25 protein-coding genes are annotated in these 21255 nt (G+C 61.4%); 6 read left to right on the forward strand and 19 right to left on the reverse strand.

What is annotated here, in order from left to right; genetic code table 11:
• Positions 1-2 precede the first annotated feature (2 nt).
• Genes AC2S2E_RS07395 through AC2S2E_RS07410 form a run of 4 tightly spaced genes read right to left on the reverse strand, consistent with a single transcriptional unit; the run spans position 3 to position 4512 of the window.
• On the reverse strand, positions 3-1049 hold the full coding sequence (locus AC2S2E_RS07395; protein ID WP_476101509.1) for a flagellar motor switch protein FliG: 1047 nt from the start codon (positions 1047-1049) through the stop codon (positions 3-5).
• On the reverse strand, positions 1046-2797 hold the full coding sequence (fliF, locus tag AC2S2E_RS07400; protein WP_486524311.1) for a flagellar basal-body MS-ring/collar protein FliF: 1752 nt from the start codon (positions 2795-2797) through the stop codon (positions 1046-1048). The genes AC2S2E_RS07395 and fliF overlap by 4 nt, the downstream gene beginning before the upstream one ends.
• Positions 2798-2800: 3 nt before the next feature.
• The gene (gene fliE / locus AC2S2E_RS07405; protein ID WP_476101513.1) at positions 2801-3187 is read right to left on the reverse strand and encodes a flagellar hook-basal body complex protein FliE; all 387 of its coding nucleotides are present in this window, start codon (positions 3185-3187) and stop codon (positions 2801-2803) included.
• Positions 3184-4512, reverse strand: coding sequence for a sigma-54 interaction domain-containing protein (locus AC2S2E_RS07410; protein ID WP_476101515.1), 1329 nt, complete (start codon positions 4510-4512; stop codon positions 3184-3186). The genes fliE and AC2S2E_RS07410 overlap by 4 nt, the downstream gene beginning before the upstream one ends.
• Positions 4513-4963: 451 nt before the next feature.
• Here AC2S2E_RS07410 and AC2S2E_RS07415 point away from each other — a divergent pair, with 451 nt between their 5' ends.
• Positions 4964-5794, forward strand: a complete 831-nt coding sequence (locus tag AC2S2E_RS07415; RefSeq protein ID WP_486524312.1) for a flagellin N-terminal helical domain-containing protein — start codon at positions 4964-4966, stop codon at positions 5792-5794.
• A 168-nt stretch (positions 5795-5962) separates the two neighbouring features.
• On the opposite strand, the gene AC2S2E_RS07420 is transcribed toward AC2S2E_RS07415, so the two are convergent.
• The 14 genes from AC2S2E_RS07420 to flgB all read right to left on the reverse strand — a co-directional run bounded on the left by AC2S2E_RS07420 (position 5963) and on the right by flgB (position 18283).
• Positions 5963-8413: an HAD family hydrolase gene (locus AC2S2E_RS07420; protein ID WP_486524313.1), complete on the reverse strand. Its 2451-nt coding sequence runs from the start codon at positions 8411-8413 to the stop codon at positions 5963-5965.
• A gap of 131 nt (positions 8414-8544) precedes the next feature.
• Positions 8545-9384 (reverse strand): flagellar motor protein MotB, encoded by an 840-nt coding sequence (locus tag AC2S2E_RS07425; protein WP_476101521.1) that lies wholly within the window; start codon positions 9382-9384, stop codon positions 8545-8547.
• A 15-nt stretch (positions 9385-9399) separates the two neighbouring features.
• Complete coding sequence (gene motA / locus AC2S2E_RS07430) at positions 9400-10263, reverse strand: flagellar motor stator protein MotA (protein ID WP_486524314.1); 864 nt, start codon at positions 10261-10263, stop codon at positions 9400-9402.
• Positions 10264-10337: 74 nt separating this feature from the next.
• Positions 10338-11261 carry a flagellar hook-associated protein FlgL gene (flgL, locus tag AC2S2E_RS07435; protein WP_476101525.1) on the reverse strand — a complete coding sequence of 308 codons (924 nt, stop codon included), beginning with the start codon at positions 11259-11261 and terminating at the stop codon, positions 10338-10340.
• A gap of 17 nt (positions 11262-11278) precedes the next feature.
• Positions 11279-12613: a flagellar hook-associated protein FlgK gene (gene flgK / locus AC2S2E_RS07440; protein WP_486524316.1), complete on the reverse strand. Its 1335-nt coding sequence runs from the start codon at positions 12611-12613 to the stop codon at positions 11279-11281.
• Between the two features lie 4 nt (positions 12614-12617).
• Positions 12618-12947 carry a rod-binding protein gene (locus AC2S2E_RS07445; RefSeq protein WP_486524318.1) on the reverse strand — a complete coding sequence of 110 codons (330 nt, stop codon included), beginning with the start codon at positions 12945-12947 and terminating at the stop codon, positions 12618-12620.
• Positions 12944-14047 (reverse strand): flagellar basal body P-ring protein FlgI, encoded by a 1104-nt coding sequence (locus tag AC2S2E_RS07450; RefSeq protein WP_476101531.1) that lies wholly within the window; start codon positions 14045-14047, stop codon positions 12944-12946. Before AC2S2E_RS07450 ends, AC2S2E_RS07445 begins: the two co-directional genes overlap by 4 nt.
• A gap of 8 nt (positions 14048-14055) precedes the next feature.
• Positions 14056-14715 carry a flagellar basal body L-ring protein FlgH gene (locus AC2S2E_RS07455; RefSeq protein ID WP_476101533.1) on the reverse strand — a complete coding sequence of 220 codons (660 nt, stop codon included), beginning with the start codon at positions 14713-14715 and terminating at the stop codon, positions 14056-14058.
• Positions 14716-14723: 8 nt separating this feature from the next.
• Positions 14724-15512, reverse strand: a complete 789-nt coding sequence (gene flgG / locus AC2S2E_RS07460) for a flagellar basal-body rod protein FlgG (protein ID WP_476101535.1) — start codon at positions 15510-15512, stop codon at positions 14724-14726.
• 27 nt (positions 15513-15539) lie between these two features.
• The gene (locus AC2S2E_RS07465) at positions 15540-16286 is read right to left on the reverse strand and encodes a flagellar basal body rod protein FlgF (RefSeq protein ID WP_476101537.1); all 747 of its coding nucleotides are present in this window, start codon (positions 16284-16286) and stop codon (positions 15540-15542) included.
• An 18-nt stretch (positions 16287-16304) separates the two neighbouring features.
• The gene (locus tag AC2S2E_RS07470) at positions 16305-17120 is read right to left on the reverse strand and encodes a flagellar hook-basal body protein (protein WP_476101539.1); all 816 of its coding nucleotides are present in this window, start codon (positions 17118-17120) and stop codon (positions 16305-16307) included.
• A gap of 31 nt (positions 17121-17151) precedes the next feature.
• Positions 17152-17511 (reverse strand): flagellar hook assembly protein FlgD, encoded by a 360-nt coding sequence (locus AC2S2E_RS07475; RefSeq protein ID WP_486524319.1) that lies wholly within the window; start codon positions 17509-17511, stop codon positions 17152-17154.
• Complete coding sequence (gene flgC / locus AC2S2E_RS07480) at positions 17511-17918, reverse strand: flagellar basal body rod protein FlgC (RefSeq protein WP_476101544.1); 408 nt, start codon at positions 17916-17918, stop codon at positions 17511-17513. Before flgC ends, AC2S2E_RS07475 begins: the two co-directional genes overlap by 1 nt.
• Positions 17919-17920: 2 nt before the next feature.
• A complete protein-coding gene (gene flgB / locus AC2S2E_RS07485) occupies positions 17921-18283 on the reverse strand; it encodes a flagellar basal body rod protein FlgB (RefSeq protein WP_476101546.1) in 363 nt (120 codons plus the stop codon).
• Between the two features lie 255 nt (positions 18284-18538).
• On the opposite strand from flgB, the gene AC2S2E_RS07490 reads away from it, so the two are divergent.
• The 3 genes from AC2S2E_RS07490 (at position 18539) to AC2S2E_RS07500 (ending at position 20352) form a co-directional block, all read left to right on the forward strand.
• A complete protein-coding gene (locus AC2S2E_RS07490; protein WP_476101549.1) occupies positions 18539-19231 on the forward strand; it encodes a MotA/TolQ/ExbB proton channel family protein in 693 nt (230 codons plus the stop codon).
• On the forward strand, positions 19228-19719 hold the full coding sequence (locus tag AC2S2E_RS07495) for a hypothetical protein (protein ID WP_486524320.1): 492 nt from the start codon (positions 19228-19230) through the stop codon (positions 19717-19719). Before AC2S2E_RS07490 ends, AC2S2E_RS07495 begins: the two co-directional genes overlap by 4 nt.
• Before the next feature lie 93 nt (positions 19720-19812).
• Positions 19813-20352, forward strand: coding sequence for a flagella basal body P-ring formation protein FlgA (locus AC2S2E_RS07500; RefSeq protein ID WP_476101555.1), 540 nt, complete (start codon positions 19813-19815; stop codon positions 20350-20352).
• Here the strand turns inward: AC2S2E_RS07500 and AC2S2E_RS07505 are convergent, their stop codons facing one another.
• Positions 20353-20574 carry a hypothetical protein gene (locus AC2S2E_RS07505; protein WP_486524321.1) on the reverse strand — a complete coding sequence of 74 codons (222 nt, stop codon included), beginning with the start codon at positions 20572-20574 and terminating at the stop codon, positions 20353-20355.
• Here AC2S2E_RS07505 and flgM point away from each other — a divergent pair.
• Both flgM and AC2S2E_RS07515 read left to right on the forward strand, forming a co-directional pair.
• A complete protein-coding gene (flgM, locus tag AC2S2E_RS07510) occupies positions 20564-20860 on the forward strand; it encodes a flagellar biosynthesis anti-sigma factor FlgM (RefSeq protein ID WP_476101559.1) in 297 nt (98 codons plus the stop codon). The two genes, AC2S2E_RS07505 and flgM, sit on opposite strands and share 11 nt — an antisense overlap.
• Positions 20860-21219 carry a flagellar protein FlgN gene (locus AC2S2E_RS07515; RefSeq protein ID WP_476101561.1) on the forward strand — a complete coding sequence of 120 codons (360 nt, stop codon included), beginning with the start codon at positions 20860-20862 and terminating at the stop codon, positions 21217-21219. Before flgM ends, AC2S2E_RS07515 begins: the two co-directional genes overlap by 1 nt.
• The last annotated feature ends 36 nt before the right edge of the window (positions 21220-21255 follow it).

A 21255-nucleotide genomic window follows, 5' to 3' on the forward strand; every position in this document is an offset into this window, starting at 1 on the left:
CGTTACACATAATCGTCCTCGCCGCTGCCAAAGGAGATGACCCCTTCGGCGGCCAGACGGCGGGCGGCGGCGACGATCTGTTTTTGCGCTTCGACGCAATCGGCCATTTTCAGGCGGCCACGGCTGGCGATTTCATCCTTGACGCCATCGGCGGCGCGGCTGGACATGGCGGCGAAAAAGACGTCGCGCTGTTCTTCGGCAATGCCTTTCAGGGCGTTGATCAGAATGTCGCTTTCCACCTCGCGCAGCAGTGCGCCCATGGATTTGGGATCGAGTTCGAACAGATGCTCGAACTTGAACATTTCGTTTTCGATCGCGCGGGCCAATGCCTTGTCCATCTTGGTGATTTCGGGGATGACCCGCTTTTCCACCGTCTTGGCCGAATTGTTGATGATTTCGGCCGCATTCTTGGCCCCGCCCATGGTGAGCGCGCCGCGACCGTGGAATTCCATGATCCGGCGGCTGAGCAATTCTTCCAGCATCAACAGGGCTTCGGGGCTGACCGGGCCCATCGTGGCGACGCGGTGGACCACCTGCGTCTGCTGATCGGGCGGCAGGGAATGCAGCACCTTGGCCGCAACGTCCGCCTCCAACTGGATCAACAGCACGGCAATCGCCTGAGGATGCTCCCCCTTGACCAGCGGCACGATGGCCTGCGGGTTAAGCCATTTGGTGATGGCCAGCGGGCTGGGCGGGGGGGCATCGGGGGCGATGCGCTCCATCAGATTGTCGGCCTTTACCGTGCCCACGGCGCGGCGCATCAGATTGTGCACACGGTCGGTGCGGCCCCATGCGTCAATGCCCAGTTTTTGCGTGCGCGCGGCAAAGCCATCGACCGCGCGGCAAATCGCCTCTGGCCCGATTTCGCCCAAGGCGCACATCTTCTGGCCCAGCAATTGCAATTCGGCGGGGCTCAATTGCCCCAACATGCGGCTGGCCTGATCCTCGTGCAGCAGCATGACCAGCACCGCGGCCGCTTCGGCGTCCGAGAGCGGCGGCGTGTCGATGCCAACGGCATTTTGCGTATCAATGGCGTTCATGTCGCTCATGGTGCTTGGGTCTCTTCATTCACGGGCTGCAACATCTGGCGCAGGGCAATCACTGCGCTGTCGGGCTTGGTTTCGACGATCTGTTGGGCAATTTCGACCTGGCGTTCGACCATCGCGGCATCGATTTCTTCCGGTTCGGATTCGTCCCGGATGCGGGGCGAAATGGCGGCCAGACCGGGCGGGTCGGCGGCGTCCATCGGCTCTCCGGCTGCCTTGGCTTCTTCCTCGGCGGCGGCGCGCTCCTCGGCCTTTTGTTTGGCCAGCTTCTTGGCCTCCTTGGTCGAAAGCGGCTTTTGCTTGGGCTTGTCGCCCCGGATCGCCTTGATCAACGGACGCACGCCCAACAACAGCACCATCAGCGTGCCCAGCAGCATCGCGCCGTAATGCAGCGCGCGGGCAAACCATGGCGTTTCATAAAACGGCACGGCGGCGGGCGAGACTGGTTCAAAGCTGCGCACGACAACGGCCACCTGATCGCCCCGCGCCGGATTGGCGCCGACGGCGGCGGAAACCAGCGATTTGATCTGTTCAATATCGGCCTGTTTCACATTGGCCATCGCCTTGGATGACAGGGCGACCGCCACGGACAGGCGCTTGATCTGTCCCGGCCCGCGATTGGTCACGGCCACTTCGCGGCCCAGTTCGTAATTCTTGCTGGCGCTGGTTTCGGTGGCGGTGGGGGCGGCACTGGCCGCAGCGGTGGGCGTGCCTTGCGGGGCGCCGGGGCTGGGCTGGGTGACGGGGGGCGGCGTGTTCGACAAGGTGCCCGGCACGCCCGATGCCTGCGGCGAGGCGCTTTGCTGGCTCTGCTGGCTGGTTTCGCTGCGCACAACGCCTTGCTTGTCATAGGACTCGCGGGCGCTGGTCACCTGATCATTGTCCAGCTCGATCTGGACCTCGCTGGTGAAATTTTCATCGCCCAACATCGGCGTCAGCAGCGCGGCCACCTGACCATGCAGCTTTTCCTCAAGGCGTGCCTGCATTTCCAGACGGTCGCTGTCCGCCCCGCCGCGATCGGTCAGCAGGCGGCCGCGTTGGTCCACCACCCGCACCGCATCGGGCGACAGGCCCGGCACCGAACCGGCCACCAGATTGACGACGGCGGACACCTGCTTGTCGGTCAATTGACGCCCATCGGCCAGACGCAGCATGACCGAGGCCGAAGGGGCGATCTGGTCGCGGACAAAGACCGATTTTTCGCCCTCGGCAATATGGACGCGCACCGACTGGACGCCATCGATCTCCTTGATCGAGAGCATCAGTTCATGTTCGCGCGCCGCGCGCAGGCGCTCGCCTTCCAGAGCGCGGCTGGCGCCCATGGGCAGCTTGTCCAGACTGTCGCTGGCCGTGTCGGGCATCGATAGCGTGCCATTCTGCGCCACGACCATGCGGGCCTTGTACAGATTGGCCTCGTCCACCGTCAGCGTGCCGGTGTTGCTGTCGATCGAATAGGGGATCTTGGCCTTGTCGAGTTGTTCCACCACATTGGCGCGTTCGCCATCGTCAAGATGCGAATAGAGGACGCGCTGCGGCGCCTGACCCAACATGCCCCATGCCAAGGCGCCCGCGCCCAGCAGCGAGAGACCGCCGAAATAGGGCAGGGCCTTCTTGACCGGTTCCTGGCCCAGGAAGGCGCGCGCGCGGGCCATCGGCGTTCCCGCATTGGGGTCGGTCAACGGCGTCAGGATCGATCCCATGGGCGGCGCCGGCAGGCCGCCTGTCTCTGTGGCCGGTACGAGATCAGCCATTTATCAGACCCCCATTTTCATGATGTCTTGATAGGCGGTCAAAAGCTTGTTGCGGACCTGAAGCGTCGCTTCAAAACCCACCGACGCTTCCTGCCGGGCCAACATGACCTTGGCGACATCCTGCGTCTGGCCGGTTTCATAGGCGGCGGTCAGTTGGTCGGCGCGTTGCTGGGTCGCGTTCACCGATTGCATGGCGTCATGCAATTTGTCGGTAAAGCTGCCCTGATTGCTGCCCGCCGATTGCACCGACTGGGTCTGCGGCGAATGAATCTGTTGCAGTATTTGTGATTTTTCGATGATCTGGGCGCGCAATTGCATGATCTCGCGTAGGCCCGAAGGCCCACCCCATGCACTGCCGCCAGATGCACCGATGCCCCCGATGCTGCTCATCTGCGGCCTCCGCCGACGGCGGCCACCGGCATCCCGGCTTCACGCAGGGACGCAAGCCGATAGCGCAAGGTGCGTTCCGAAATGCCCAACTGGCGCGCCGCGGCGATGCGGCTGCCCCCGCACGCGGCCAGTGTTTCAAGGATCGCCTTGGCCTCGCTCACCTGCACGATATTGGCCAGCTTGCGGCCCGCGTGCGATGCGGGGATGGCCGGTTCGGGCATGGTTTCGACGACGATGGCGGGTTCCTCGACCAGTTTGGCCACGGAATCAAAGCGGATATGTTCGGGGCGGATTTCTCCGCTGGCCTCGCCGCCCAGACCTTCGGCCAGCAGCAGCGCGCGGCGGATCACATTTTCCAGCTCGCGCACATTGCCGGGCCATCCGTGGGCGCGCAGCATGGCGATGGTTTCGGCGCCGATCCACGGCACCGGGCGATGGGCGGGCGTGTGGCGCAGCGCCAGCGCAAAGGCGAGCGGGGCGATGTCCTCCAGACGTTCCCGCAGCGGCTTGAGCGCGAGGGGGAAGACGTTGAGGCGATAGAACAGGTCGGCGCGGAAACGGCCCTCGGCCACTTCGGTCGGCAGGTCGCGGTTGGCCGCAGCAATGATGCGCACGTCAAAGCGTACCGGCTGGGTCGCGCCGATCGGCACCACTTCGCCTTCCTGCAAGGCGCGCAGCAATTTGGCCTGAAGCGCCAGCGGCATTTCAGCGATTTCGTCGAGCAGGAGCGTGCCGCCGTCTGCTGCGCGGAAAAAGCCTTCATTGGCGCTGGTCGCGCCGGTGAACGCGCCCTTGGTATGACCAAACAACAGCGCTTCGAGCATGGCTTCGGGCATGGCGGCACAGTTAACGGCGATAAAGGGTCCATTCTTGCGCGGACTGCTGTCATGGATGAACCGGCTGAGCACTTCCTTACCCGTGCCGGTCGGCCCACCGATCAGCACCGGAATATCGCTGAGCGCGAGCCGTTCGGCCAAAGCGAGGACCGAAAGCGAGTCCGGATCAGCGGCCACCGGACCACCGCAAGTCGCGCTGGCGATCAACGCGGCCAGGGCGTCTTCACCTGCGGCATCCACATAGGAAAGGGCAAAGTGAGGTTTGCGCCCGCCACGCGGAACAGGCAGTCTTTCCAATTGGTTAAGTCGACCCTTCATCAGGCGGATCGTCGTACGATCATCACCAAGCACCGGGCTGCGACCATCGGCTGCGCCTTCAATCAGGCGCAGTCTGCAAGTGCTGCCCATCGTGGCGATCACCGCGCCGGCGCGTTGCACAAGCGGAGCGTGCCGCTGTGCCGTGCCTTGGGTGATTTCGATATGTTCCATTGTTTCCCAGTCCCGGATTTAACCATTCCCGATCTGGTTTTTCGCATTGTAACGTCAAAATCCGCCGTACTGAGATGGGGCGTACAATTCCCTATTTTAGGCAAATGAGATGAAATTTTTTCCTTGAAACCATAGCGATTTGGTTGGTTAACAGAAAAAAATTTGTCATTTTGGCCTTAATAAAATTGCCCTCAAACCGTTACATGTGCGTGATGCGAGCGACGCGCGCGGACATGATTCGATCCCTTACTTGGGTCTGATTCTTCGCAGATGCAGCAAGTGAGTCGGCGCCTCGCTGAATTGGCCATGCGATCGGGCGGCGTTCCACACCCCAAAAACAAATTTTCGGCAAAGGGCTTAAAACCACCCGCAATTCGCCGCTCTAGTGGCTGGCAGCCAGTACGGGATGGACCGGCAGGCTGGCAACCTCGGGATATATCGGGAGTATACCATGACTGTCATCAACACCAACGTTAACGCCCTTCAGGCGACCAATGCTTCTAACTCGGCGGCCACCATGACCGCCAAGGCGATGACCCGCCTTTCGACGGGCGTCCGCATCAACTCGGCCGCAGACGATGCCGCCGGTCTGGCCATTTCGACCTCGATGACCAGCCAGATCAACGGTATGAACCAGGGCATCAAGAACGCCAATGACGGTATCTCGCTGGCGCAAACGGCTCAGGGTTCGCTGACCGAAGTGACCAACATGATGCAGCGCGTTCGCGAACTGGCCGTACAGTCGGCTTCGGGCACCTATCAGGACACCGACCGCGAAGACATGCAGCAGGAAGTGGACTCGCTCAAGACCCAGATCACCAGCATTCTGGGCGATACCAAGTTCAACGGAAACGCGCTGTTCAACACAAGCGGCGCCGGTTCGGCCGCCACCACCACCTTTGACATCCAGGCCGGTGCGAACACCACCGACACGATCACGCTGACCTCGAACGGTATCGATTGGGACGCCGAAAGCGCCAACATCGACGTGACCTCGGCCGGTTCGGCATCGTCCACCATCGACACGATGGACACGCTGATCCGTCAGGTTTCGACCGCCGCCGCCGGTTTCGGCGCTGGTCAGAGCCAGTTGCAGTCGGCGGTCAACAACCTGACCAACAACGCCACCAACCTGTCGGCCGCACGCAGCCGCATCGAGGACACCGACTATTCGGCGGAATCGACCGCGATGGCCAAGGCCCAGATCCTGAGCCAGGCATCGACCGCCATGATTGCCCAGGCCAACCAGAGCCAGCAGAATGTTCTCTCGCTGCTCAAGTAAGCCAACACCCGGTTAAGACACCGGCGCCCGGCGTTTCCCCCATCGGGAAGCGCCGGGTTTGCCGTATTTCCCGAATATCCCCCGAGTATCCATTGTCCGGTCCATCAAAAAAACGCCGCGTCCCGATGGGGGCGCGGCGTTTGATTATGGAAAAAACCTGTTGTTGGCTCAGCTTGTGCCCTGTTCTTTCCAAGTCACCGGACGAAATACGATCAGCAACATCATCGGCGTGGCATCGCGCCGCGCGGGCGGGTTGATCAGCGCAAAGCCATGGGCTGATGTGCATTGCCACAGGTTGTTTGATCGTGCCTCGATCCCTTCGAGAACAGCGGTCATGGGGATTTCACGGGCGGCCGTATCATGCTTGTTATTCAGATGTTCGGCCTGGGGCAGGGCGGTGATTGAGGACACCTCCACCCAATCGAACAGCGCGCCGAACTGGATCGCGGCCGTATAGCGGCAATCGGCGATGGGGATGCATAATGTGTGATAGCCATGATGCGTGGGCAACGCGTTGAAACGGGTTTCAACCACTTCGCGCCCATTGCTGTAAATCGTGGGAACCAGAAATCCGCCCTCGGCGATAAAGTCGCTGACGTTGAGTGACATGCCAAAGCGGCTGGTGGCCAGATAGGCAAGGCGCGTGGCCATGCCTTCATCCGACAATTCGGCGGGCAGGAACATGCGCCGCGCGCCCTTCAAATAAAACAACCCCTGTTGCCGCAGTCCCTTTTGCGCATGGCCTTTGCTGAACAAGGCAATGGTTTCGTCCGTGCCCAGATTGACGTCATGTTCAAATGTCTCAAACACGTTCAATTCATAAGGCATGGGCAGGAACATCAACCGCATCATCGTGGCGGCATTGCTGCGCCGCCAGTGTTCGGCATCCATCGCGGCATTGTTGCGCACGCGGATCACGGCGGCGGGCTGGGTTTCGGCAAAATGCAGACAGCCCTGCTGGGTCGCCTCGCGGATGGCGCTTTGGGCCTGTTTGATGTCGTTGGACCGGCGCACCGGATCGCCGCGTTCGGTGTAATCGATGACCGAACCTTGGGTGTTGGTGCAAAGCTGTTCGAATACGGCCACATGACTGGACATCGCGCTCAACGCCTGATGGTCATAATGTCGCCCGTCAAAATAGCCGGCCTTGTCCAACCCGCTCACCTCGATCTCGCGCAGCAGCAGGTATCGGCCCGCGACATGGGCGTTAAAGGCATTGGCCAACAAGCCGTCGATGCGGTTTTGGACCGAGCCATTATAGCCAAGATCGACCAGCATCAGCACATCGCCGGGTTTGGGCTGGGCGGCGGCGCGGACATGGGCGATCATCCGGTCGGCCATGCGGCGCGCCGCCTTGTGAATGAAACGACGGATTTCCCGGCGCAGCAACAGGGCGTGCAGCGCCTGCGTCCCCGCGCCCTTGTCCGCAATCGCGGCCAGTTTTTTGACCTCGGCGGGCGGGCACTGCAATTGCTGGGCAATCACCGCCGGATCGGTCCCCAGCATATCCTCGACATAGGCGTCGATAGCCTCGTCCGTGGTAAATGTCGCGGCCGTGGCGGTAAAGCGGCTGATCTCGATGGCATGGGCGCTGGTCTGGCCCGCGCCATGGCGCTGTTGATGGACCAGCATCGGCAAATGCCCGTCGCGCATCAGGAACAGCCAGTGGACGGCTCCACCATGCTTTTGCGCCAGCACCTGTGCCTCGTCGGTCAACCATCGGTCATAGCCGGTGAAGATCGGCCCCAGCACGGCATAGCCAAAATGCTGCGCCGTATCGGTCAATTGCGGGGTCCATTGCGCCAAGGCTGCGCGGTGGGGTTGGGGGGCGCTCAACGCATCCATGTCCTTGGCCAATAAAGTGTCGAGGCAGGCCTCAAGCCGTAATTGCCGCTCGATCTCGCTGTGGAATTGTTTGAGATGCACCGCATTCACCCCCAGCGGCGCGACGCCTTTGACGTCCGCGTTCAGATTGTCGCCAATATGCAGGATCGCGCCCGGTTCGACGCCCAGTTCGGGCAGAACATGGCGGTACAGCCCCCGCGCCTTGGGCAGGCGCCAATGTGAGGACACAAACACACGGTCGATCATGGCCGACAATTCCGTACCACCCGCCCGCGCAATCAATTCGCGCAGCATGTCGCCGTCCAGATAGGTGTCCGACACGATCACCACCTGCATCCCGCGCGCCTTGGCCCGGCGGATCAATTCGACGGTGGGGGCAAAGGCATAGCAATGGGTGGCTTCGGCATCCAATTCGGCCCGGATTGCCGCCTGACGCATATCGGGCGAGGCGTTGGGCATCAGCTTGTCATAGATCTCGCCAATGGTGATGTCTTCGCCATGGGCCATCAGGCGGGCGCCACGCCGGGCCATTTCCTCGGCCTTGGCGCGTTGTGATCCGGCCATGCCGGGCAAGGCTTCGAAAATGTCGACGGGGCGGTTGCTGTCGCGCCAGATCAGCGTGTCGAAACAGTCCAGACTGAGCACTTGCGCCAGCGGATAGTCATCCAGCACATCGGGCAATTCATGGGGCAGGATTTCGGTACGCGCGCTGGCCCTGACCAGTTCGGGGACCAATTCGGGGGCCAGCGTAGCATGATCGATTGGCGCAGACATTACACGGCTCCATGGCTGACGGAGCCGCGCAAAACGCCCGTAAAGACGCCTGACCTTGCCCCGTTCCTGTCTTGCCAAGAAGTAAACGGGCGGGGTGAAAGACTCGTCGTTGGGCCGCCCTGTGAATTTACCTAGTTGAGCAGGATCGACATGCGGCGGTTGCGTGCGTCATTGGGGTTGTCCGCGATCAAAGGCTCGCGGTCGGCGACGCCTTCGATCCGACGAAACCGTGTTTCGCCAATGCCATCGCGCATCAACGCCTGTCGCGTCGCTTCGGCACGGCCTGCGGACAGCGACCAGTTGTTGATCGTGTCGCTTCGTTTCCACTTCAACCCGTCGGTATGGCCGCGAATCGTCAATCCGCCTTCTTCATCCTTCAAAACCTGACCAATGGCATGCAGCAATTGCACCGCATCGGGAGTAAGGATCGTCGTGCCCAATTGGAACATCGAGAAATCGGCGTCATCGACCAGATCGAGCCGGATGCCTTCGGGCGTGGCGGTGACCTTCAACGTGCGGGCCAGTTTCTTCAGCTTTTCCGTCGCCGACAGCTTTTGCTGCAGCTTTTGGGTGACCGAGGCCACGCGCTTGATCTTGGTGCCGCCTTCCTTTGGCCCGCCGGTCGTGTCGCGCGGGATGGTCATGGCGCGGGTGCCGGTCTGACCCTGACGGTGGGGATAATCATCCACATCGGTCAAGGAACTGCCATGCAGAAGCCCGTTGGAACCGGCGCTGCCCTGACGGGTCTTGATCATGGTGGGGGTGAAATAGTCGGCAATACCCTTGCGCTGTTTTTCCGTGGTCGCGCCCAGCAGCCACATCAACAGAAAGAACGCCATCATCGCCGTCACAAAGTCGGCATAGGCCACTTTCCACGCGCCGCCATGGTGGCCGGCGGCCACGATGTTGATCTTCTTGACGATGATCGGGGCGGGGATTTCATTTTTGCCGGGCTTTTTGGGCGGGGCCATATGTCTATCCCCCCGTTATCGGCCGCGCAGCGCGTCGAGCAGTTCCGAAAGGCCGGGGCGGTAATCATGCGAAAGACCCGAGCGCGCGCTTTCCACCACCAGCGGTTGGGGCCAGCCATGCAGCGAGGCGATGATCACCTGTTTGACGCAGTTGAAGATCTGCGCATCGGCCTCGTTCACCTGTTGCAGGCGTCCGGCCATCGGGCCGACGATGCCATAGGCCATCATCACGCCCATGAACGTCCCCACCAGCGCCGAACCGATCATCGCGCCCAGAACCGTCGGCGGCTTGTCGATCGAGCCCATGGTTTTGACCACGCCCAGAACCGCCGCCACAATACCCAGCGCGGGCAGAGCGTCGCCCAGCCCCTGAATGGCGTGTTGGGGGTGTTCAAGGGCGGTCATGTGGGTCTTGATGGCATTGTCCATCACATCCTCAACCGCATGAACCTCCAGCGTGCCGGACGACACCACGATCAGCGTCAGCGTGTCACAGATCAGATCGGTCAATTCATGATTGGCCAGAAGGCGCGGATATTCGGCAAAGATGGCCGAGCTTTTGGGGTCCTGCACATGGCTTTCCATCGCCACCGGGCCTTCGGTGCGCAACAGTTTCATCAGCTTGGTGGTCAGGGCGATGACGTCAATATGGTCCTGCTTGTTATGGCGCGGACCTTTGAACACTTTACCAAAACCCGCGCCCAAGGCTTTCAAACCATGCATGTCATTGCCGATGATCAACGCCGCAATGCCCGCCCCGGCAATGGTCGCCACTTCGTGCGGGATGGCCTCGAAAACCGGGCCAAGCGCGCCGCCGGTCATGGCGAAAACGCCAAAGACCGCAGCAAAGAGAACGACGAGGCCAATAACGGGAAACATGGTTAACGTCCTTTGCGGGGCAAAGCCTGGCCAGCATTATTCGGCATGGCGAGGGAATTGATCATGCAGGTCAATCAGTTCAGCATCGAGAAGAGCGAAAGATTGGCAACTTTGACAAAGCTGGCCTGAGCCGCTTCAAGAACGGTCATCTGCTGGCTGAGTTTAGCGATCGTGGCGGTTAAATCGGTGCCGCCGACATCGGCTTCGCGATTGGCGCGCTGGGTGGCGGCCTGTGTCTGGATATTGGACGTGGTGTTGATCCAGTCGAGCCGCGCGCCCACCACGGTCTGGCTGGCCGACACCGATTGGGTGGCCGCGCCCAGATCATCGAGCGCCGCATTGGCCGTTGCAATCGCGGCCGCGCTCGACGTGGGGTTCTGCAATGCATCGGCCAGCGTCTTGACCATGGTCAGCATGTTTTTCGACACGCCTTTTGATTGGAAATCCATGAATTCCGGCCCGGTCACCCCGGTCGTCACCGACAGGCCCGGCCCCAGCGAGATGGTCGAGGCCGTGGCCGTGCCATTATAGGTGACGGCGCCGGTGCTGGAATCAACCGTATAGGCCGTGCCCGTACCCTGACCGCCGAACAGAGGGTTGCCGCTTGAATCCTTGGTGTTGGCCAGGCTGATCAGGCTGTTGTAAAAGGCGCCGATCTGTTGGCCGATCGAGGCGCGCTGGCTGTCGTTGAAGGTGGAGGAGGCCGCCTGCGTCGTCAGCGAGGTGATTTGCGACAGGATGTCGGTGATGCTGGAGAGCGTATCGTCGGTTTGGGTCAATTGTGTCTTGGCGGCGCTGGAATTGGCCTTATCGGCGGTGGCCAGCGTGTCGGCGGCCTGAAGCGCACGCATTTGCGCGGCGGCCAAAGGGTTGTCGCGCGAATTCTGGATCATATTGCCGGTGCTGATCTGCGTTTGCAGCTTTTCGGTCTGTTTGCGCAGGTTCGTCATCGACGAGATGGCGTTCTGATAAAAGGCGCTGGTGCTGACATTGGTCATGGTGCTTGGCCTTTCCGTTACAGATTCAGCAGCTGGTCAAAGAGGGTCGAGGCTATCTGGATAACCTTGCTCGAAGCCTGATAGGCCTGTTGGTATCTTATCAGAGCCGCCGCCTCGGTATCGAGATCGACGCCCGATGCCGCAGCCAGCGATGTCTTGGCATTGCTGGCAATGGTGTCGAGCGCGTCGCGCATGGTCGTGTTGCTGGCAACCGCGCTGGACAGGCCAAAGAGATAGTCGTTCATCTGGCCAGAGACATTGGCGCTGTCGAGCGCGCCGATCATGGCGTTAAGGTTGGTGCCATTCTGGCTGCTGGCCGATGAACCGGCCGATGCTGCGGCCAATTGATTGGGGCTGGTCAACACCATCGCCATATTGGCCGCGCCCGTGCCCGAAAACATTGCCGATCCGGTGGCCCCGGTCAGGTCAACGCCATTGGCCTGCGCATCATTGATGGTGGTCATCATCGAATTGGCGATTGTGTCCAGATTGGCCTTGGCCGTGACGCCCGCGCTGATGACCTGTTGCTGTCCGGCCAGTGATCCGCCCGTCGGCGTGAAGGCATTGGCGCCCACGGCAAAGCTGATGTTGCCATCGGTGCCGGTGTTCATCGACAGGCTGTTTGCCGTGCCATGATCGACCAGCGTCGAGGCCGGGCTGCCCGGCAATGTGACGGTGACGGTGTTGTCATCGTTGAACGTGGTGTTGATATTGGTCAGCGCGCTCATCTGTTGCAGGATCGTGTCGCGTTGGTCGAGCAGGCCCGCGCTGTTGTTGGCAGGGTCCGTGTCGCCGGAAATTCGCTTGTTGAGCGTGGCCAGGCTTGAGGCCAGATCGTTAAGTTCACTGACCCCGGAGGATGCTTCGCTTTGTGCACCCGTAACGGCGGATTGCAGCCCGGCATTGGCCGAATTAAAGCTTTGTGCCATGGTGCGCGCGGCTTCGACGACATTGGCGCGCAGCGACGAATTGGCCGGGCTGGACGTCATTTGCGACAGCGCCGACTGGAAATTCGTGATGGCGGTAAAGACGCTGGAATTGTCGGCTGTGTCGGACAGATTGGTCAACCCATCGACCAGCGTATCGGCGCGCGCGGCGTCTGATGTGGTGCGGCGCACCTCCGATTGGGAAAAGGCCGAGACATTGCGCGTGATCCCGCTGACGCGCACGCCCAACTGGGTCACTTCGCCATAGCTGGCGCGCAGATTGTTGGCCGATTGCTCGGTCAGGGCTACGCTGCGCCGGACATAGCCATCGGTGCCGGCATTGGCGATGTTCTGGGAAGTCACTTCCAATGCGGCGCGGGCGGCTTTCAGCCCGGTGGACGCAATGGCGATCATGTTCGCACTCATCGGCTCAATCTCCGCTGGTGGCGCCGGTCTGGCGAGCCAATTGGGCCTCGATCATCTTGGCAAAGCCCAAAGTGCCTCGCTGCGACATCGTGTCGGCCAGTTTGCTGTCTTGCATCTCGCGAAAGGTCTTGGTGCCTTCGTTGCTGAAAAGCGTGTTTCCGAAATCAACCTTGCGGGATTCGGCCAGCATTTGTCGCAGCAACAGGGCTTCGAATTTCTGGGCCGCTTCGTGGATCTGCGCCTTGGTCGGCTGGGCCGGTGCGGATTGATCCAGAGAAGCGCCGGTGCCGGTGGTAGTTGTGGCGGCGCCCGATGATATGGTGTTGTTGCTCATATGATCACCATCTCGGCCTTGAGGGCGCCAGCTTCCTTCAACGCTTCCAAAATGGCCACAAGGTCCGACGGCGTGACGCCCAGAAGATTGAGCGCATCGACGATCTTGGACAAGGACGCGCCGTTTTTAAGCAGCGCGATACGGGCCTTTTCTTCTTCGGCGGTGATGTTGCTGCTGGGCGTGACGGCGGTGCGGCCATTGGAAAAGGGCGCGGGCTGGGTCACGCGGGCTTTTTCATCGATCCGCACGGTCAATTTGCCATGGCTGACCGCGGCGGGCGACAGGCGCACCGCGCTGTTGATGACCACGGTGCCGGTGCGGCTGTTGACGATAACCTTGGCGGCGGCTTCGGCAGGCGTGATGTCGATCATCTCGATCGCGGCCATCAGCGAAGACCGCGTATCGGCACCATCGGGCATGCGCAGCGCGACCGTGACCGCGTCCTCGGCACTGGCCATGCCGGGATAGCGCAGGTTGATCGCATCGCGCACCCGCTGGGCCGTCAGGAAATCGGCATTGTTGAGGTTGTAGCGCAGCACGGGCGCCCTTTCGAAGCCGGTGTTGACCGCGCGTTCGACCGTGGCTCCTTCGGCAATGCGCCCGGTGGTGGGGATGTTGACCGAAACCTGCGACCCGTCACGCGCCGCAACGCCAAGGCCCCCCACGGCCAGATTGCCCTGCGCCATCGCATAGATCTGTCCGTCGGCGCCATAGAGCGGGGTCAGAATCAGCGCGCCGCCGCGCAGCGACTTGGCCTTGCCGATGGCCGAAACGGTGATGTCGATCCTCTGGCCCGGCTTGGAAAAGGCGGGCAGGTCGGCGGTCACCATCACGGCGGCGGCATTTTTCAGCCCCGGATTGATGCCGGTGGGCAATTGCAGGCCCATGCGGCCCGAAACGCCCTTCATCGCCTGGGTCGTGTAATCCAGCGTATCATCGCCCGTGCCGTCCAGACCCACCACGATGCCATAGCCGGTCAATTGGTTCGAGCGGACGCCGGAAAAGGTGCCGATGTCGCGCACGCGTTCGGCATGAGCCACGGGTGCCATCATGGTGGAGGCAAGGGCCACAAGGGCGGCGAGGAAGGAGGGGATACGCATGGGCGTCCTTAGAACGGGCTGATGAAGCTGAAGAATTTCGACAGCCAGCCTTCGCGCGCGCTTTGCGCCACCGAGCCATCGCCTGCATATTCGATCCGCGCATCGGCCACCTGCGCCGACAGGATCTGGTTGGCAGCATCCACATCGGCCAGACGCACGATGCCGGAAAACTGGATCCACTCCTTGCCCTGTGCCAGCAGCATGCGCTTTTCTCCTCGCACCAATGCGGTGCCGTTGGGACGAACCTCGGCAATGGTCACAGAGATCATCCCGTTGAAGGAATTGGTCTGTGTCGCATTGCCCTGACCATTGAACGACCCGGAGGACGAAGCATTAAGGGGCGTCGAGGTCATTGAGAGCGGACCAAGCGTGGGTGCGGCAATATTGGCGCTGCCGGTGCGCTGGGTCTTGTTGGTGCTGGTCTTGGCGGTGGACGTGCTTTCCGACAGGATGATGGTCAGAACGTCGCCCACCCGCTGTGCCCGCGCGCCCGACACCAGCGGCGCGTAACCGGCCGCGGCAATGAAGATCGCGCCTTCGGTGGGGGCCGAGGCGGGCGGCACGGGCAGGGCGGCATCGAAACCGCGCGCCGGACGCCGACCCGCTTGTGCCGGAGAGGCAAGGACAAGCGCGGCGATCAGCGCCAGCGGCAGAGAGCGGTTGATCATGGATTGTCTCACAGCGTCTGATTGGCGTTCTTGAGCATTTCATCGACCGCTGAGACCATCTTGGAATTGATCTCATAGGCGCGCTGACACTCGATCATGTCGACCAGTTCGGTCACAATGTTGACGTTCGAACCTTCGAGATAGCCCTGCGAAATATCGCCGCGCCCGTTCGTGCCTGCCGCGCCGATCTGGGCCGGGCCGCTGGCCAGCGTTTCGGAATAGAGGTTGTCGCTGGCGGCCTGAAGCGCGGCGGGGTTGGCAAAGCTGGCGATGGTCAGCTGTCCCACCTGTGTTGCCGCCGTCGCGCCGGGCAGCAGCGCCGACACCGTGCCATCCTTGGCAATGGTGATCGAAGTGGCACCTTGGGGAATAGTGATGGCCGGTTGCACCACATAGCCTTGCGATGTCACCAATTGCCCTTCGGCCGACATGCTGAAATTGCCCGCACGCGTATAGGACAATTGCCCCGAAGGCAGCAGGATCTGGAAATAGCCATTGCCCGAAATGGCCAGATCCAGCGCGTTGGAGGTTGAATTGAGCGTGCCTTGCGCATCGACGCGCGTGGTCGATTGGACGCCGACACCCGTGCCAAGGTTGAGGCCCGTGGCAAAATTGGTCTGGGTCGAGGATGCCTGACCCGCCACGCGCATGTCCTGATAGGCGAGCGTAGCGAAATTGGCGCGGTCGCGCTTAAAGGCCGTCGTGCTGACATTGGCCAGATTGTTGGCGATGACCCGCATGCGGGTGTCCTGGGCGTCCAGACCTGTGCGGGCGACTTGAAGAGCATTGGAAGGCATCGGGCGTTTCCTTTTTCAGGGAATGGTTTACGAACTGGACAGGCGCAGCAGCGACGTGCCGGACTGATCGACCTCCTTGGCCGTGGCGATCACTTTGGTGCGGATGTCGTAAAGGCGCTGGGCCTGGATCATCTGGGTCAGGACTTCGGACGGGTTGACGTTCGATTGTTCCAGACTTTCGGGCACCAGCTTGGCATTTTCATCCTGTGGCAGGACGCCCCCGCCCACCACACGAAACAGGCCATCCAGACTTTTGGCGATAGTTGAACCGGCCGGGCTGGCCAATTTGATCCGGTCGGCCGCGATGGGCGGCTGGCCGGGGTTTTCGACATTGGCGACAAGGATCATGCCATCCGGGCCGATGGACACCTGTGCGTCCAGAGGCAAAGTGATGGGCCCGCCATTGCCGATCACCGGACGGCCATCACCATTTTCCAGAACGCCCGTGGGCGAAATGGTCAGATCGCCGCGCCTTGTATAGCTTTCCGTGCCATCGATCGATTGCACCGCCATCATCGCGTCGCCCAACATGGATACGTCCAGCTTGCGCCCGGTATGGGTGATGTTGCCGGCTGACATGTCGGCGCTTTTCACTTCGCCTTCGGCCATGGCGCGTGCTTCCAGCGCCGGTCCCTTTAACGTGATCGGCGTGGTAAAGAGCTTTTCGGCCTTGAAGCCGATGGTGCTGGTATTGGCCATGTTCGATGCGATGACGCGTTCGCGGATCATCGAATCCGACATGCCCGAAACCGCCGTATAGATCAGCCGGTCCATCCCATTGCCTCTCTATGCTTAGCTCGTGCGCAGGTTCATGATGGTCTGCGAAATCTGGGTGAATGTGTCGATCGCCTTGGAATTGGCCTGGAAATAGCGCTGCGCATCGATCAGCGAGACCATTTCGCTGGCCAGATCGACGTTCGACATTTCCAGCGTGCCCGACATCAGCGCGCCCCAGCCACCGGTGTTGGGTTGACCGATGTTGGCCGTGCCCGAAAGGCCGGTTGATGACCACACCGAGTTGCCTTCCTGTTTCAGGCCATTGTTGTTGGTAAAGGTGGCAAGGCCGATAATGCCGACATATTCGGTCGAGCCGTCATTATAGGAAGCAATCACCTGACCCGAATTCGAAACCGTCAGACCTGTATATTCAGCGCCGGTGGCGTTGGTGGCGGGAATGACGCAATCCGACAGAGTTGTCGACGTAGGCGCGCCGGTTGAATCGGCCGTGTAGACCTGAAGCCGGTTGCCCTGGTCGGTTTTGACATAACCGCTGTCGTCCACGGTGAACGCGCCCGCGCGTGTATAGCCCACATCACCCGAAAGCGGGTTGGCCACGACAAAGAACCCGTCGCCATTGATGGCCAGATCCAGCGCGTTGCCTGTCTGGGTCATCGAACCGAGTGAAAACTGCTGTTTCACCGCCGACAGGCGCGAGCCGATGCCGATGGTCAGGCTGGGGTCAGTCAGGATCGAGGACGAGATGATGTCGGCAAAGGAGGTCGTGCTCTTCTTGAAGCCGACCGTGCTGGAGTTGGCGATATTGTGCGAGAGAACATCCAGTTCCGACTGGGCGTTCTTCAGGCCGGTAAGGCTGGTGTAAAAGGACATGATGGGCTCCTAGCGATGGAGAAAAAGGGGATCAGGCCGTGGTCGAGGAACCATTGGCGGCCTGTTGTGCGGCCAGAATGGAATCGAGTTTCGATGAGATCGCGTTGAGCGACGTGCCCAGCGAGGCCAGATTGTCGAGCGAGCCGAGCTTGGTCGCCATGGAATTGGCCGTCTTGTTCAGTTCCGAAATGCCCGACAGGGTCGAAAACTGGGCCATCTGGGCGATCATCTGGCTGTTGTCGGTCGGTTCGGTCGGATCCTGATTGGTCAGCTGTGCGGTCAGCATGCTGATGTAATCCTCAAAACCAAGCGAGGACGCGCCATTGGTGGCAATGCCTTTTTCGTTTGTGCCGGACGTTCCGGACGAACTGGTGGCAGATACTGTGGTCATCACTTCATCCTTATGGTGTCGAGCATGAGCTGCTTGGCTGTGGAAAGGGTTTCGACGAGGTTCTGGTACTGGCGCGAGGAATCGAGCATCTCGACCATCTCGGCGCTTTCATCGACGGGCGCGGCCCACACATCGCCGTTTTCATCGGCCAGAGGGTTGCCCGGATCATGTTGACGCACCGGCGTCGAATTGGCCCGAACGATGCCCGACACGTTGACCGTGGCAAGGCCGGTGTTCTTGTCCATCTGTGTGGCAAAAACCGCCTTGATCGGGCGATAGGCATCGGCTTCCTTGCTGGCCACGGCGCTGGCATTGGCCAGGTTCGATGCGGCGGTGTTCATCCGCACCTGCTGGGCCGACATGGCCCGGCCCGCGACAGAGAAGATGTTGAGGTCGTTTCCGGCCATCCTTATTCTCCCTTGATCGCGCGTTTAACGGTGTCGACCTTGCCCGCGATGATCGACAGGGTTGAAGAATAGCCCACCGCATTCTGGGAAAAGGCGACCTGTTCGTTGCCCATTTCGACCGTGTTGCCGTCCAGGCTTGGCATCACCGGCACGCGATATTGCGCGGCGGCGGCGGTGGCCTGTTCGGTACTGGCGCCCTTGATCCGGGCCTGCAGCGCGGCGTTGAAATCAATGTCGCGGGCCTTGTAATTGGGGGTCGCGGCATTGGCGATGTTGCTGGTGATCAGCCCCATGCGTTGGGACCGCAATTCCAGCGCCATGCCATGGACGCCGAACAGTCCGGTATTGCTGGCTGGATCGCTCATCAAATGGCTCCACGGGTTGAATCGGGTTTGAAACATTTGCCCGATGCACAGGCACGGGCTCAGGCCGGTAGTTCAGCAAAGAGCGTGCCAATTCCCGGCTGCCGCCTTGAATCGCGCCATGTCCATCGGGGCGGAAATTGCCGCCGTCATGCCGGGCGGCAAGAGATTGCCGGTTGGCGGCAAATGATGGCCGCGGGGTGAAATCCTGCCGCACCGCGCCGTTCTTTTGGTGCGAGCCAAAGGATCGAATGACTGATGGACCTATCCGCGCTGTTTGATGGCACCACGTTGGGCATCGTTGTGGGCGGCACATTGCTGGCCACGGTGCTGCGCTGTGGACGAAAGGATGTGCGCGATACCGTCCATACCGTGCTGCGCCGCATCTTTGCCCCGCCGCGTTTTGATCCCGATGCGGTGCGTTCCGGCCTTGCCCGCGCGGCGCAGGATTTTCAGCGCAATGGCCCCCTTCGCGCCAATCCGCGCAGCACCGGGGATGGTGAATTTGACGATGCGCTGCATGCGCTTTTGACCCATCGCTCGATTGCCCGCTTTGATGAAGCACTGGCGCAGGCGCGGGAAAAGCGGCTTGGCCCGGTGGAGGCCGCGATCCGCACGCTGGTTCAGGCGACCGAACTGGCGCCGATCTTTGGATTGGCCGGGACGTTGATTTCCCTGTCGCAAATGCCTGCGCAAGGGGTGGATCGGTCGGCCTATCTCACGGCCATCGGCATGGCGGTCCATGCCACGCTCTATGGTCTGGTGCTGGCCAATCTGCTGCTTGCCCCCTTGGCGCGGGTGGTCGAACGCCATGCGCGTCAAGAAGAAGAAGCGCGGGCGAAACTGGCGCGCTGGTTCGGTTCGGAAATTGCCCCGACCATGATGCCCAAACATGACGGGGTGCATCCGCATGAAGCGCGTGTCCATCACCATCCCGTTGTTGCCGCATGATTTCCCTGCGTTCAGACACCGATGCGGGTGAACGCCCCGGCGACCGATTGCGTTCGGGACAGGCCTTTGTTGCCCGGTCACCAGTCGGCTGGCAAACGATGCTGGCCGATCTGTCGCTGATCCTGTTCATGGTGACGGCCGCCGCTATGGCCGAAGTGCCTGATACAAAAACACATTCCAAAGCCGCGCAAAACCCTGATCCCGCCCCGCCCGCCATCAGCGAGCCTTCTGCCATCTGGCGCCCGGCGCCCAATGCCCCGCCGCTGGGACAATGGCTGGCCGAACAACAGGTGGATCATCGCCAATTGCTGTCGATCACCCTGCGTTATCCGCCCGCCGCACAGGGTGAGGCGCTGCGTCTGGCCGCGCAATTGACGGCGGCGGCCGGGGCGCGGGGGGCGCGGGCGCGGATCGTGATCGAGCCTGTCGCCACCGCCACGGACATCGATGCGGTGGCGGCGCTGGCATATGACAAGGGGCCGGCGTAAACACTGTGTGGATCGGCCCCGCATCTGGCACGGGAATTGCTTTTTCATTCTTGTAACAGGCGCGCGCCACTGTCCCGCGCCGCAAGGATGGTTATGTTTAAACAGCCTCTCACCCCATTTACTCTGCGCATGATTGTGCTGGCGGCTGGCCTTTCATGGCTTGGCGCTGACCCGGCCCTTGCCGCCAACCCTTTCACCGACCTTGTCGCCATTGACCGCGAAGTGGCTGAATTTACAGGCAAGACAATCGGGCAGACCGGCGGGGCCATGATGCCGGTGGATCGCCGCCTGCGGCTCAACGCCTGTATGTCGCCTTTGGCGCTCAGCTGGCGGACGAACCGGCGCGATGCCGTATTGGTCCAATGTCCCGATCCGGGCAGCTGGCGGATCTTTGTGCCGGTGCGTGCAGGCGAAAACGCGCCATCGGCCATCGCGCGCGGCGAATCTGTCACCATTGCCGTAGTCGGCGACGGCTTTGCCGTTTCCCAACCGGGCGAAGCGCTGGACGCCGGGGCGGTGGGCGATTGGATCCGCGTGCGCACATTGCGGACCGGCAACAACTATTCCCAGAATGAGGCCGTTCGTGGCCGAATTACCCGCCCAGGAGAAGTGCAGGTGGAATTGCATGAATGATTATGCCCCGCCGCCTGACGCGATGCGCCAAAGGATTGGCCGGGGAAAAGAGCCTTTTAAGCGCTTTTTCACCTTTGACGGATAATGACCTTTGCCATCCTTGGGGGCGCTCTGTCCCGACCCGGCAAGATTTAGCAATTTTTTGCCGCCCACCCTTAAAACCGGCAAAGGCCATCCGTTCTTGACCTTGTAAGAAGCAAGGAGCGGTACAATGGCCAGCATTGGTTCCGGCCCTGGCATTAGTTCTGGGCCAAAAATTCAAGTCAGTGCGGTGCGCCCCGTCGGCACCTCGTCGGGTAATGCCGAGCAGACCGTCGGCGCATCCACCACCACGGCCAGCCAAAGCGCACCCGTGGTCAGCACCACCGCGCTTAACGCGGGTGAAGCACCGGTGGACACCGATCGTGTCGCCTCGATCCGCAAGGCCATCGAGGACGGCAATTATCCAATCATTCCCACCAAGATCAGCGACGCCATGATCGCCGCTGGCATGATGTTGCGAGTTTGATGATGACCAAGGCTTCTTCGTCTTTCGACCTGCGTGATACGTTGCGGCAAATGGTTGCCGTCCTGCAAGAAGAGCGGCAGGCTTTGGCCGGGCTCGATCTGGACGCGATCGTGGGGACGACATCGGCCAAGAGCGAGATCTGCGACGTGATCGATCTGGCCAATGTGACGGCGATTGACGATGAATGCCGGGGCCTGCTCGAAGCGGCCAAGAAGATGAATGAGGTCAATCGTCAGGTTCGCAACCTGATTGCCGCCAATGTGGCGGCGCGGCTTGACGCCTATACCGGCGGCGCATCGGTGTACCGCCCGCGCGGCGCCAATCCGCCCGCCTATGCCTATGCCGCGGTAAGAGGGTAGGCCGTGCGCCGCCACGGCTTGCGCTGGCAAGGCTGT

Source organism: Novosphingobium sp. 550D, assembly GCF_057401885.1.

What these genes read in the sequence shown, in the direction of transcription:
- flgM (WP_476101559.1), top strand. Translation starts at nt 20,564, where the DNA reads ATGGCCAGCATTGGTTCCGGCCCTGGCATTAGTTCTGGGCCAAAAATT.
- flgC (WP_476101544.1), bottom strand. Translation starts at nt 17,918, where the DNA reads ATGGCCGGAAACGACCTCAACATCTTCTCTGTCGCGGGCCGGGCCATG.
- fliF (WP_486524311.1), bottom strand. Translation starts at nt 2,797, where the DNA reads ATGGCTGATCTCGTACCGGCCACAGAGACAGGCGGCCTGCCGGCGCCG.
- motA (WP_486524314.1), bottom strand. Translation starts at nt 10,263, where the DNA reads ATGTTTCCCGTTATTGGCCTCGTCGTTCTCTTTGCTGCGGTCTTTGGC.
- AC2S2E_RS07490 (WP_476101549.1), top strand. Translation starts at nt 18,539, where the DNA reads ATGGACCTATCCGCGCTGTTTGATGGCACCACGTTGGGCATCGTTGTG.
- AC2S2E_RS07495 (WP_486524320.1), top strand. Translation starts at nt 19,228, where the DNA reads ATGATTTCCCTGCGTTCAGACACCGATGCGGGTGAACGCCCCGGCGAC.
- AC2S2E_RS07450 (WP_476101531.1), bottom strand. Translation starts at nt 14,047, where the DNA reads ATGCGTATCCCCTCCTTCCTCGCCGCCCTTGTGGCCCTTGCCTCCACC.
- flgB (WP_476101546.1), bottom strand. Translation starts at nt 18,283, where the DNA reads ATGAGCGATCCAGCCAGCAATACCGGACTGTTCGGCGTCCATGGCATG.
- fliE (WP_476101513.1), bottom strand. Translation starts at nt 3,187, where the DNA reads ATGAGCAGCATCGGGGGCATCGGTGCATCTGGCGGCAGTGCATGGGGT.
- AC2S2E_RS07410 (WP_476101515.1), bottom strand. Translation starts at nt 4,512, where the DNA reads ATGGAACATATCGAAATCACCCAAGGCACGGCACAGCGGCACGCTCCG.
- AC2S2E_RS07500 (WP_476101555.1), top strand. Translation starts at nt 19,813, where the DNA reads ATGTTTAAACAGCCTCTCACCCCATTTACTCTGCGCATGATTGTGCTG.
- AC2S2E_RS07395 (WP_476101509.1), bottom strand. Translation starts at nt 1,049, where the DNA reads ATGAGCGACATGAACGCCATTGATACGCAAAATGCCGTTGGCATCGAC.
- AC2S2E_RS07505 (WP_486524321.1), bottom strand. Translation starts at nt 20,574, where the DNA reads ATGCTGGCCATTGTACCGCTCCTTGCTTCTTACAAGGTCAAGAACGGA.
- AC2S2E_RS07455 (WP_476101533.1), bottom strand. Translation starts at nt 14,715, where the DNA reads ATGATCAACCGCTCTCTGCCGCTGGCGCTGATCGCCGCGCTTGTCCTT.
- AC2S2E_RS07465 (WP_476101537.1), bottom strand. Translation starts at nt 16,286, where the DNA reads ATGGACCGGCTGATCTATACGGCGGTTTCGGGCATGTCGGATTCGATG.
- flgK (WP_486524316.1), bottom strand. Translation starts at nt 12,613, where the DNA reads ATGAGTGCGAACATGATCGCCATTGCGTCCACCGGGCTGAAAGCCGCC.
- AC2S2E_RS07415 (WP_486524312.1), top strand. Translation starts at nt 4,964, where the DNA reads ATGACTGTCATCAACACCAACGTTAACGCCCTTCAGGCGACCAATGCT.
- AC2S2E_RS07475 (WP_486524319.1), bottom strand. Translation starts at nt 17,511, where the DNA reads ATGACCACAGTATCTGCCACCAGTTCGTCCGGAACGTCCGGCACAAAC.
- flgL (WP_476101525.1), bottom strand. Translation starts at nt 11,261, where the DNA reads ATGACCAATGTCAGCACCAGCGCCTTTTATCAGAACGCCATCTCGTCG.
- AC2S2E_RS07515 (WP_476101561.1), top strand. Translation starts at nt 20,860, where the DNA reads ATGATGACCAAGGCTTCTTCGTCTTTCGACCTGCGTGATACGTTGCGG.
- flgG (WP_476101535.1), bottom strand. Translation starts at nt 15,512, where the DNA reads ATGCCTTCCAATGCTCTTCAAGTCGCCCGCACAGGTCTGGACGCCCAG.
- AC2S2E_RS07425 (WP_476101521.1), bottom strand. Translation starts at nt 9,384, where the DNA reads ATGGCCCCGCCCAAAAAGCCCGGCAAAAATGAAATCCCCGCCCCGATC.
- AC2S2E_RS07470 (WP_476101539.1), bottom strand. Translation starts at nt 17,120, where the DNA reads ATGTCCTTTTACACCAGCCTTACCGGCCTGAAGAACGCCCAGTCGGAA.
- AC2S2E_RS07420 (WP_486524313.1), bottom strand. Translation starts at nt 8,413, where the DNA reads ATGTCTGCGCCAATCGATCATGCTACGCTGGCCCCCGAATTGGTCCCC.
- AC2S2E_RS07445 (WP_486524318.1), bottom strand. Translation starts at nt 12,947, where the DNA reads ATGAGCAACAACACCATATCATCGGGCGCCGCCACAACTACCACCGGC.